The organism is Microbispora sp. ATCC PTA-5024 (assembly GCF_000511135.2).
GTDB lineage: Bacteria > Actinomycetota > Actinomycetes > Streptosporangiales > Streptosporangiaceae > Microbispora > Microbispora corallina.
In genome coordinates this window covers 603,724-613,831 of sequence record NZ_KI866525.1, presented here as the reverse complement: position 1 = coordinate 613,831, position 10,108 = coordinate 603,724, and the positions used below count along the sequence as shown (strand labels likewise).

The 10,108-nt window shown below is 74.3% G+C and carries 10 protein-coding genes; 4 read left to right on the top strand and 6 right to left on the bottom strand.

Translation table 11 applies throughout. The annotated features are described in order from the left end of the window. Window positions 1-49: 49 nt before the first annotated feature. From MPTA5024_RS41375 to MPTA5024_RS41370, 4 genes are all read right to left on the bottom strand, one after another. On the bottom strand, window positions 50-187 hold the full coding sequence (locus MPTA5024_RS41375) for a hypothetical protein (RefSeq protein ID WP_157099778.1): 138 nt from the start codon (window positions 185-187) through the stop codon (window positions 50-52). Window positions 188-237: 50 nt separating this feature from the next. Beyond that, window positions 238-735: a hypothetical protein gene (locus MPTA5024_RS28740; RefSeq protein WP_036330264.1), complete on the bottom strand. Its 498-nt coding sequence runs from the start codon at window positions 733-735 to the stop codon at window positions 238-240. Further along, on the bottom strand, window positions 732-1,283 hold the full coding sequence (locus MPTA5024_RS28735; protein WP_232326683.1) for an RNA polymerase sigma factor: 552 nt from the start codon (window positions 1,281-1,283) through the stop codon (window positions 732-734). Before MPTA5024_RS28735 ends, MPTA5024_RS28740 begins: the two co-directional genes overlap by 4 nt. A 107-nt stretch (window positions 1,284-1,390) precedes the next feature. Beyond that, window positions 1,391-2,473, bottom strand: a complete 1,083-nt coding sequence (locus MPTA5024_RS41370) for a hypothetical protein (RefSeq protein ID WP_157099777.1) — start codon at window positions 2,471-2,473, stop codon at window positions 1,391-1,393. Window positions 2,474-2,565: 92 nt separating this feature from the next. Here MPTA5024_RS41370 and MPTA5024_RS28725 point away from each other — a divergent pair, with 92 nt between their 5' ends. From MPTA5024_RS28725 to mug, 4 genes are all read left to right on the top strand, one after another. Beyond that, window positions 2,566-3,483, top strand: a complete 918-nt coding sequence (locus MPTA5024_RS28725) for an LLM class F420-dependent oxidoreductase (RefSeq protein WP_036330257.1) — start codon at window positions 2,566-2,568, stop codon at window positions 3,481-3,483. A gap of 43 nt (window positions 3,484-3,526) precedes the next feature. Further along, complete coding sequence (locus MPTA5024_RS28720) at window positions 3,527-5,050, top strand: 3' terminal RNA ribose 2'-O-methyltransferase Hen1 (RefSeq protein WP_036330255.1); 1,524 nt, start codon at window positions 3,527-3,529, stop codon at window positions 5,048-5,050. Beyond that, entirely contained in the window at window positions 5,047-7,539 is a 2,493-nt protein-coding gene (locus tag MPTA5024_RS28715; protein ID WP_036330253.1) for a polynucleotide kinase-phosphatase, read from the top strand. Before MPTA5024_RS28720 ends, MPTA5024_RS28715 begins: the two co-directional genes overlap by 4 nt. A 111-nt stretch (window positions 7,540-7,650) precedes the next feature. Then, entirely contained in the window at window positions 7,651-8,217 is a 567-nt protein-coding gene (mug, locus tag MPTA5024_RS28710; RefSeq protein WP_036330250.1) for a G/U mismatch-specific DNA glycosylase, read from the top strand. Here mug and MPTA5024_RS28705 read toward each other — a convergent pair. After that, window positions 8,198-8,812 carry a DUF6879 family protein gene (locus MPTA5024_RS28705; protein WP_051458793.1) on the bottom strand — a complete coding sequence of 205 codons (615 nt, stop codon included), beginning with the start codon at window positions 8,810-8,812 and terminating at the stop codon, window positions 8,198-8,200. The genes mug and MPTA5024_RS28705 overlap by 20 nt on opposite strands. Window positions 8,813-9,136: 324 nt before the next feature. Continuing rightward, a complete protein-coding gene (locus MPTA5024_RS28700; RefSeq protein WP_051458792.1) occupies window positions 9,137-9,778 on the bottom strand; it encodes a DUF6879 family protein in 642 nt (213 codons plus the stop codon). Window positions 9,779-10,108 lie beyond the last annotated feature (330 nt).

The window sequence follows — 10,108 nt, the reverse complement described above, 5'->3', positions numbered from 1 at the left end:
AGCCGCGTGGATGCTCTGTGGCAGCCGGGGCTCATGAAGACGCGAAGGCTCAGGTCAGCAGCAGGCCGATCCCGATCAGCAGTGATGCGCACGCCGGCACGGCAACTAGGAAGACGGTGCGCTTTCCCGCGCCACGGCGCCGGAGAGCGATGGCCAGCGGGCCGACTGGGGTGATCTTGTCGTTCACGGCGGTCTCCTTGGTGATCTGGATGAATCCGGACGGTGCGTTTCGGGGAGTCAGGTGGTGTCCTGTCGCAGCTCGTCCCGCAGCCGCACCAGCTCGCGACGCCGGGCCCGTGCCCGGACCAGGACGAGACCTGCTGCCGCGACGAGCGCGACACCGGCCAGGCCGGTGGCCAGTGCCCCGGCCGTGGTGCCGCGTGCCGCGGCCAGTGCCGTCCCGGCCACGCCGGTCAGCACGGTGACCGCGAGCGCGAGCCAGGCTCCCAGCACCCGGTCCCGGGCGAACAACGGCCGGCGCCTGCTCAGCGTCCAGCCGGCGAAGGCGGCCCAGGCCGACCCGATGGCGATCAGTCCGGCGAAGGCGGCCCGGGTACGCGCGGGAAGCGGATACGGCTCAGTGGCCCACAGCACCGCGATCAGTGCCGCCGCACACCCTCCCGCCAGTCCCACCGCCACGTGCCGCATCCGGGAGCCGAGCGAGATTTCCGCGGCCAGTGCGCGCTCGAGTTCCTTGGGCACATCCCGCTGAGCTGCGGGAGTCTGCTCGCTCATGCCTCATATCCCTTCTCGGCAAGGGCGCTGCGCAACATGCGGCGCGCACGGTGCAGCCTGCTCTTGACCGTGCCAGGCGGTACGCCGAGCACCTCCGCACAGGCGGCCAGAGGCAGGTCCTGCAGGTGGAAAAGGATCAGCACTTCACGCTCCAGAGGCGGCAGTTCGTCGAGACCGGCCTCCACCTGCATCGTGGTCAGCACGTCGCGGAGGGAGTCGTCGTCGGCAAGGGCGCTCGCCTCCTCCACGGACGTCTCCGAAGCCTGGTACGCCTGCCTCAGGTGGTCGGCGACCGTGCGCCGGGCGATGGTGAACAGCCACGGGGCGAACCGCTCCGGCTGCCGCAGCCGTGGCAGCCCGCGCACCACGGCGACCCACACCTCCTGGGAGAGATCGTCCGCGAGGTGCGGCGAGCCGACCATGCCCCGCACGTAGCGCCACAACGGGGCATGCCAGACACGCACCAGCTCCCGGAACGCTTCTCGCTCCCCGAGCTGGCAGCGCACCACCAGCAGCCCGTCGCCGCTCACCACACCTCCCTGTCTCACGCCACACATCACAGAGACAGTCGGCATTCACGGCGGAAAGGTTCACCAGACCCGAGCGGCGACCGGCCCGGAGCCTGTTCGGCACGCCGACGGCCTCTGACGCGGCGCTAGACCGGGGTGAGGGCCTCGACGACGCCGGGGGCCGGGTCCGCGCCGCGCAGCGACAGCCAGCCGAGGCCGGTCCTGGCGCGGAAGGCGGCCAGCCGCCCGGCCTCCTCGGGGCCGAGGTCGCCGGCGGCGGACAGCACCGGGGTCAGGGCCATGCGCCGCCAGACGTCCGGCCCGGCCACGCCCAGGGCCTCCCCGATCTGCGGGCGCGCGGCCCGGACGGCGAGGGCCAGGCGGTGCAGGTTGCCAGGAGAGCCGGCGCCGGGTGTGAGGGCGACCAGCAGTTCGACGGTCTCGATGTCGGCGCCGGCCGCCCGGGTCGTGCGGAGCATCTCCAGGTCGCCGGGGGCCAGGCCGTCCGGGGTGGCGGGGACCGTGAACGTGAGGGCGAGCGGCCGTCCCCGGTCCCTGGCCGCCTGCTGCAGGCGGACGACGGTGGCGGCGCGGCGGAGCGTGGCCGCCCGTCCCTCCGAGCCGCGCACCTCGAAGTCGATCCCGCCCGCGCGGAGCGACTCGATCGCGGTGCGGTAGGCGGCGGCCAGCCTGGTCTCGCTCACGCAGGTGACGGACGGCTCGGGTCCGTCGGGTCCCCCGAACGCCGGCCGCAGGTCGCCGCCCGCCAGCCGCATCCGCGCGAGCCGTGTGACGGCGCCCGTCACCGGGCCGCTCCAGCGGGGCGTGCACCCGTCGGGCCCGGCGGTGACGTGGCCGACGAGGTAGGAACCGCCCGGGTGGACGCGGTGGGCCGCCCCCGGGGTGCGGGCCAGGTCGAGGAACTGCCGGAACGCCGGTCCCGCGCTCGCGGCGACCGCCGGGCCGGCCGGAGGGCGCCGGAGCGCGATCCCGGACGGCGAGGGCGTCGGGGACGTCCCCACGGACGACGCCTGCCGGGCGGCGAGGAGCGTCTCTGCGGACGAGGGGCGGCCGGACGGGAGGTGGGCGGACGCCGTCCAGTCGGCGCCCGAGGCGCCCGGCAGCAGCCACAGGGCGGCCCCGGTTCCCGCGGCGAGCGCGACCGCCGCCAGGGCCACGAGCGACCGGGGCGGGTTTCCCGCACCGCGGGCATGACGTGCCGACTCCACCTTCATCACCCCGAGTCGCTTTGCCGTCACTGTGCGCACAGGCCGTCTGCACTTTAGCAACCTCCCGTACCAGGGGAGGCGATAATGGGCGCATGAAGTTGAGGATCTTCACCGAGCCGCAGCAGGGCGCCACGTACGACGACCTGCTGGCCGTCGCGCAGGCGGCCGAGCGGCTCGGCTTCGACGCGTTCTTCCGGTCCGACCATTACCAGCGCATCGGACCCGGCGAGCCCGGGCCCGGCTCCACCGACGCCTGGATCACGCTCGCCGGCCTCGCGAGGGAGACCTCCCGGATCCGTCTCGGGACGCTCGTCACCCCCGCCACGTTCCGCCTGCCCGGGCCGCTCGCGATCACGGTCGCCGGTGTCGACCAGATGAGCGGCGGCCGGGTCGAGCTGGGCCTCGGCACGGGCTGGTTCGACGACGAGCACCACGCGTACGGCATCCCGTTCCCGCCGGTCGGGGAGCGGTTCGCCCGGCTGGAGGAGCAGCTGGAGATCATCACCGGGCTGTGGGCGTCCGCCAAGCCGTTCTCCTACGAGGGGGCGCACTACGGCCTGATCGACTCCCCGGCGCTGCCGAAGCCGGTCCAGCGGCCCCGCCCGCCGATCATCATGGGCGGCACGGGAGCCCGCAGGACGCCGGCGCTCGTGGCCCGGTTCGCCGACGAGTACAACGTGCCGTTCCGCAGCGTGGAGGACACGGGCGCGGCGTTCTCCCGCGTGCGGGAGGCGTGCGCGGCGGCGGGGCGCGAGCCGATCGTGCTGTCGGTCGCCCAGACCGTGTGCGCCGGGTCCGACGAGGCCGAGGTGGCCCGCCGCGCGGCCGCCATCGGCGAGGACCCGGACGGGCTGCGGTCGGGCGGGCTCGCCGGCACCCCGCAGGAGATCCTCGACAAGATCGGCCGGTTCGCCGAGCTCGGCGCCGAGCGGGTCTACCTCCAGGTCCTCGACCTCGGCGACCTCGACCACCTGGAGCTGATCGCGGCCGAGATCCTGCCGCACGTCTGAAATCACTGGCCGACGAAAAGGGGCATCCGGCACACTGTGCCGGGTGCTCCTGACGATCTCGACGACCCTGCGGCCGGCCACCGACCTCGGCTTCCTCCTGCACAAGCATCCCGACCGGGTGCAGGAGTTCGGCCGCTCGTTCGGCACGGCCAGGGTCTTCTATCCCGAGGCGTCGCAGGAGCGGTGCACGGCCGCCCTGCTGCTGGAGATCGACCCGGTACGGCTCGCCCGCTCCCGCGGCTCCTCCTCTCCGGACTTCTCGCTCGGCCAGTACGTCAACGACCGGCCGTACGCCGCGTCCTCCCTGCTGGCCGTCGCGCTGGCCGATGTGTTCCGCACGGCCAGGGCGGGGCGGTGCGCGTCCCGGCAGGAGCTCGCCGACTCTCCGATCCCGCTCGAGATCGGCCTCCCGGCGCTGCCGTGCCGCGGCGGCCCCGACCTCGCCCACCGGCTGTTCGAGCCGCTCGGGTGGCGGGTGGACGCCGTTCCCATGCCCCTCGACCCCGTCTTCCCCGAATGGGGCGGCTCCCGGTACGTGCGGCTCACCCTGCGGGGCGAGGTGCGCCTGGCCGACGCGCTCAACCACCTGTACGTGCTGCTGCCGGTGCTCGACGACGCCAAGCACTACTGGGTGGCCGGGGACGAGGTCGACAAGCTGATCAGGGCGGGGGAGGGGTGGCTGGCCGCCCACCCGGAGAAGGGGCTGATCACGCGGCGCTTCCTCGGCCGGCGCCGGGGCCTCACCCGTACGGCCTTCGCCCGTCTGGCCGAGGTCGGCGACGACGTCGAGGAGGCCCTGGAGCCGCCGGTCGAGGAGGAGGTCGCCGGCCCCCTCGGCCGGGACGAGGGCGGCGAGCCGTTCACCGGCGACGCGACGGCCGACGCGCCGCCGGGCGAGGCGGACTCGGCTGAGGGCGGAAGCGAGGGCGGAAGCGAGGGCGAGGGGCGCACGCCGCTGAACACGCTGCGCCGGGACGCGGTGGTCGGCGTCCTGGAGGAGATCGGGGCGCGTACGGTCATCGACCTCGGCTGCGGCTCGGGACAGCTGGTCGCGGCCCTGCTCGCCCGGCCGTCCGTCGTCAGGGTCGCGGGCATGGACGTGTCGGCCCGCGCGCTCGCGCTCGCGGCCCGCCGGCTGCGTCCCGAACGCATGCCGGAGGCCGGCAGGTCCCGGCTGGAGCTGTTCCAGGGCTCGCTCACCTACACCGACGCCCGGCTCTCCGGGTACGACGCGGCCGTGCTGATGGAGGTCGTCGAGCACGTCGACCCGCCCCGGCTGACCGCCCTCGAACGGGTGGTCTTCGGCGCCGCGCGGCCCGGCCACGTGATCGTGACGACCCCCAACGTGGAGTACAACGTGCGCTACGAGTTCCTGGGCCCTGACGCCGTGCGGCACCCCGACCACCGGTTCGAGTGGACGCGGGACGAGTTCGGCGCGTGGGCGTCCGGGGTCGCCGGACGGTACGGCTACGAGGTGGTCCTGCGTCCCGTCGGCGGCGACGACCCCGAGGTCGGGCCGCCCACCCAGATGGCCGTCTTCACGCTCGCGGAGGGAGGCGCGCGATGACGGAGGTGAGCGTGCCGGCGCTGTCGCTGGTGGTCCTCGTGGGCATCTCGGGCAGCGGCAAGTCGACGTTCGCGGCCCGGCACTTCCGCCCGACCCAGGTGATCTCCTCGGACTTCTGCCGCGGGCTGGTGGCCGACGACGAGAACGACCAGACGGCGACGCCCGAGGCGTTCGACCTGCTGCACCACATCGTCGGCACCCGGCTCAGGCGGGGGCTGCTCACGGTCGTGGACGCCACCAACGTGCAGTGGGAGGCCCGCAAGAAGCTGATCGAGCTGGCCCGCGCCCACGACGTGCTCGCCGACGCGATCGTGCTCGACGTGCCCGAGGAGGTCGCGGTCGCGCGCAACGCCGCCCGGCCCGACCGCGCCTTCGGGCCGCACGTCGTCGTCCGGCAGCGCAAGGACCTGCGGCGGTCGCTCGCCAAGATCGCCAGGGACGGCTTCCGGCGGGTCCACGTCCTGCGGGGCGAGGAGATCGACGACGCCGTCGTCACGTACGAGAGGGCGTGGACCGACAGGACCGAGCTGACCGGGCCGTTCGACCTCATCGGCGACGTCCACGGATGCCGGTCGGAGCTGGAGACGCTGCTGCGCGAGCTGGGCTGGAGTGTGACGCCCACCGGGGCGACCCACCCCGAGGGCCGCACTGCCGTGTTCGTGGGCGACCTCGTCGACCGCGGCCCCGACACGCCCGGCGTGCTGCGGCTGGTCATGGGCATGGCGGCGGCCGGGACCGCGCTCGTCGTGTGCGGCAACCACGAGCAGAAGCTCGTCCGCGCGCTCGACGGCCGCAAGGTCCGCGTCGCCCACGGCCTGGAGCGGTCGCTGGAGCAGCTCGCCGCGGAGCCGGAGGAGTTCCGCGCCGCCGCGAGGGCGTTCATGGACGGTCTGATCAGCCACTACCGTCTCGACGGCGGCCGGCTCGTGGTGGCGCACGCCGGGCTCAAGGAGGCCTACCACGGGCGGGCCTCCGCGCGTGTGCGCGCCTTCGCGCTGTACGGCGACACCACCGGCGAGACCGACGAGTACGGCCTGCCCGTCCGCTACCCCTGGGCCGACGACTACCGGGGGCGGGCGACGGTCGTCTACGGCCACACCCCGACCACCGAGCCGGAGTGGGTCAACAACACGATCTGCCTGGACACCGGCGTCGTGTTCGGCGGCCGCCTGACCGCGCTGCGCTACCCGGAGCGCCGGCTGGTGTCCGTGCCGGCCGAGCGGGTCTGGTACGAGCCGGCGCGGCCGCTGGAGCCCCGGACCGGGCGCGACGCCCGGGACCCCGGCGTGCTCGACATCGGCGACGTCGACGGCACGCGCTTCGTGGAGACGCGGCACGGCGGCCGGATCAAGGTGGCCGAGGAGAACTCCCGGGCCGCGCTGGAGATCATGAGCCGGTTCGCGGTCGACCCGCGCTGGCTCGTCTACCTCCCCCCGACGATGGCGCCGCCCGAGACGTCCCGCCTCGACGGCTACCTGGAGCACCCGGCGGAGGCGTTCGAGGAGTTCGCCCGTACCGGGGTCATCCGGGTCGTGTGCGAGGAGAAGCACATGGGGTCGCGGGCGATCGCCGTCCTCGCGCGCACGCCCGAGGTGGCCGCGAAGCGCTTCGGGGTCGCCGACGGCTCGGCCGGCAGCGTCTTCACCCGCACCGGGCGGCCGTTCTTCGGCGACCGCACGGCCGCGCTCGTGGACCGGCTGCGCGCGGCCGTGGCCCCGCTGTGGGAGGAGCTGAACACCGACTGGGTGGTGCTCGACTGCGAGCTGCTGCCCTGGTCGGCGAAGGCGGAGGGGCTGATCCGGGACCAGTACGCCTCGGTGGGGGCCGCCGCCGCGGCCTCGCTGCCCGCGGCGCTCGCCGCGCTGGAGTCGGCGGCGGGGCGCGGCCTGGATGTAGGCGCTCTGCTCGACCGCACCCGCCGCCGTGCTGCCAACGCTTCCCTCTTCCGCGACGCCTATGCCCGCTACTGCTGGCCGGTTTCCGGTCTGGACGGGGTACGGCTGGCGCCGTTCCAGATCCTCGCCTGCGAGGGGCGGGCGACGGCCGTCACCGAGCCGCACGAATGGCACCTCGACCTGCTCGGGCGGCTCGACGCCGACATCCTCACGCCGACCCGGCACGTCTTCGTCTCCCTCGACTCGCCGGACGAGCGGGCCGCCGCGGTGGCGTGGTGGGAGGCGCTGACGGCGGCCGGGGGCGAGGGCATGGTCGTGAAGCCGGCCGAGCACGTCCCGGGACGCGTCCAGCCCGGCGTCAAGGTGCGCGGCCGCGAGTACCTGCGGATCATCTACGGCCCCGACTACACCGACGCGCTCGACGTGCTGCGACGGCGTTTCACCGGCAGGAAGCGGTCGCTGGCGCTGCGCGAGCACGCTCTCGGCCTGGAGGCGCTCGAAAGGCTGGCGGAGGGCGAGCCGCTCTGGCGCATCCACGAGGCGGTCTTCGCCGTCCTCGCCCTGGAGTCCGAACCGGTCGACCCCCGCCTCTGACGGGGGCGGCGCGGGGGGCAGGCGGTCCGGTGGCGGGGGCGGTGCGGGGCAGGCGGTCCGGCGCGTCGGGGCGGCGCGTCGGGGCGGCGTCGGGCGGCTAGCATCGCGGGCATGGCCCCCACCAAGGCCGACCTCGAGGCGGCCAGGAACGCGACGATCGACGACGTGCTGGGGCCCGGCCTCGACGTGCTGTTCTGCGGGATCAACCCCAGCCTGTACTCCGCAGCGACCGGCCACCACTTCGCCCGCCCCGGCAACCGGTTCTGGCCGGCCCTGCACCTGTCGGGCCTGGTGCCCCGCCGGCTCGCGCCGGCCGAGCAGCACCTGCTCCCGTCGTACGGCCTCGGCATCACGAACATCGTGGCCCGGGCGACGGCCCGGGCCGACGAGCTGACGCCGGAGGAGATCCGGGAGGGCGGGGCGCGCCTCGCCCGGCTCGTGCGGGAGGTGCGGCCCGGGACGCTGGCCGTCGCCGGGGTCTCCGCCTACCGCGTCGCCTTCGGCCGCCCCGGCGCGCGCATCGGCCCGCAGGAGGAGACCGTCGGCGGCGTCGCCGTCCGGGTGCTGCCCAACCCCAGTGGGCTCAACGCCCACTGGACGCTGGAGGCGATCGCCGCCGAGATGGCCCGGCTCCGCCCGCGAACCTCCCCCGACAGGCTTAGGACGGGATCCGGCTGACCTCGGGCGGGGGGAGCGGCGCCACCTCCCGGTCGTGGTAGGCGATGACGTCCTCCGCCCGGCCGTACAGGTCGGCGATGATCCTGGCGCACGGCTCGATCACCGCGGGGTCGGTGATCCGCCGGCCCCCGGTGTGGGCGCCGATCTCGTCGTACAGGACCTCGTACATGAGGTCGCCGCGCAGGATCAGCATCTCCGGAAGGGGCCCGCCGCGCTCCAGATGCCGTACGTACTCGGCCGGCAGCACGCGGACGCGCTCGCCCGCGCGCGTGCGGGCGGCCAGCAGGACGATCTCCCACTGCATGTACGGCGTGAGCGGCGTCTCCACGACGCGCAGCCGCCGCAGCTCGGCCCGGGGCGGCAGGTCGGCGGCGAACCGCGACTCCCGGATGAGCGCCACGGCCCGGTCCCAGTCGCCGTTCACCATGGCCGTCCAGCTGGGGACGTCGGGCTCGTGGAAGTGCTGGGCGCGCTCGAGCTTCCACACGACTCCCTCGTGCGAGCGGAGGTGTCCGTAGAACTCGGTCTGGTAGTCCCGCACCGGGAGGGTCACTCCCGCGGTGTGTCTGACGTGCTCGAACGCATCTCCGGGCATGGATCGGGGCCTCCTTCGGCCATTGGGTGGTCGAGGCGGCGCCCGGTCCCCGCCCGGATCGAGGGACGGGGCGCACTCACGTTCGTCTGGATGTGCGGGCGGGTCGGCGTCCCGTCGGGCCGCCGCACACGGCCGTCTCCGCCGTGTCCGTCGACCGGATGACGATCGCCGCCGACCGCCGTCGCTCGCGCCCTGCTCTGGCTCTCCTGCACCACCTCGGGCTCTGGCTCGCCTGGCTGCTACGTCCGCACTCCGTCGCCGACGGGTCCGCGGAGCGTTCCCCCGAGGACGACAGGTCGATGCTTCGCCGTGCCCGACCCGCGGTCAAGACCCAAATCTCGCACCGGGACGGGACAGCCCGGCCGGAGCAGGGAGCGGGAGCACCTCCCGCTCGAAGAACGGCATCAGGTCCTCCGCCCGGTCGTAGAGGGCGGTCAGGGCGGCGAGACAGGGCGCGACGACACGGTCGTCGGCGATCCGGCGTGCGCCGATCGCGGCCCCGATCTCGTCGTAGCACACCTGGTACATCAGGCTCGAACCGAAGATCACCAGTTCGGGCAGCGGACCATGCTGTTCCAGACGCTCCACGGCGGCGGCCGGGAGCACCCTGATCCGCTCGCCGGCCGCCACGCGCACGGCGAAGATGTGCGCCTCCCACTGCAGGTAGGGCGTCAGGGGCGTCTCGACGACGCGCAGGCGCAGGAACGCCGAGGGATGCTCGCGGTACATCCGCGTGAGCGGCGCGCGCATGCCCTCGATGAGATCGAGCGCGCGCGGCCAGTCCCCCTCGTCGGCGGCCCGCCAGCTCGGCACGGACGGCTCGTGGAAGTGCTGCGCGCGCTCGAGCTTCCAGACCTCCCCCCGCGCCGCGTCGTACACCTCGTCGAACTCGGCCTGGTAGTCGTCCAGCGCGAGGAACTCGCCCTCGGCGTCCCGGACGGCCGCGAACACCCGGTGCTCTGTCACGTGCGATCCCCTCGGAGGACGGCCGGACGGGACGGGCGGGCGCCGGCGTCCGGCGCGTCCCGCGGGCGCAGGTCGCGGCCGGACGGCGGGCGGCGCCGGGTCCCACCCGACACGCCATCACCCGAGGAGAGCTCGATCAAGATCCCCGAACGCGCGATGCGGTTAACGCCGGGGCCGGTGACCGTGGTGGTGGCGGTGCCGGGACACGCCGAACACCGCCGCGGCCAGCCACAGGAAGAACAGCACCTTGACGGCGAGGAACAGCGGCCACGCCGTGCCGAGCAGGACGGCGACCAGCAGCACGGCGGGGATGACGAACAGCGCGCGCGG

Bases quoted from the DNA above. Each gene is read 5' to 3' on its own strand.
- MPTA5024_RS28725 (WP_036330257.1), top strand. From the start codon at position 2,566: ATGAAGTTGAGGATCTTCACCGAGCCGCAGCAGGGCGCCACGTACGAC.
- MPTA5024_RS28705 (WP_051458793.1), bottom strand. From the start codon at position 8,812: ATGCCCGGAGATGCGTTCGAGCACGTCAGACACACCGCGGGAGTGACC.
- MPTA5024_RS28715 (WP_036330253.1), top strand. From the start codon at position 5,047: ATGACGGAGGTGAGCGTGCCGGCGCTGTCGCTGGTGGTCCTCGTGGGC.
- mug (WP_036330250.1), top strand. From the start codon at position 7,651: ATGGCCCCCACCAAGGCCGACCTCGAGGCGGCCAGGAACGCGACGATC.
- MPTA5024_RS28740 (WP_036330264.1), bottom strand. From the start codon at position 735: ATGAGCGAGCAGACTCCCGCAGCTCAGCGGGATGTGCCCAAGGAACTC.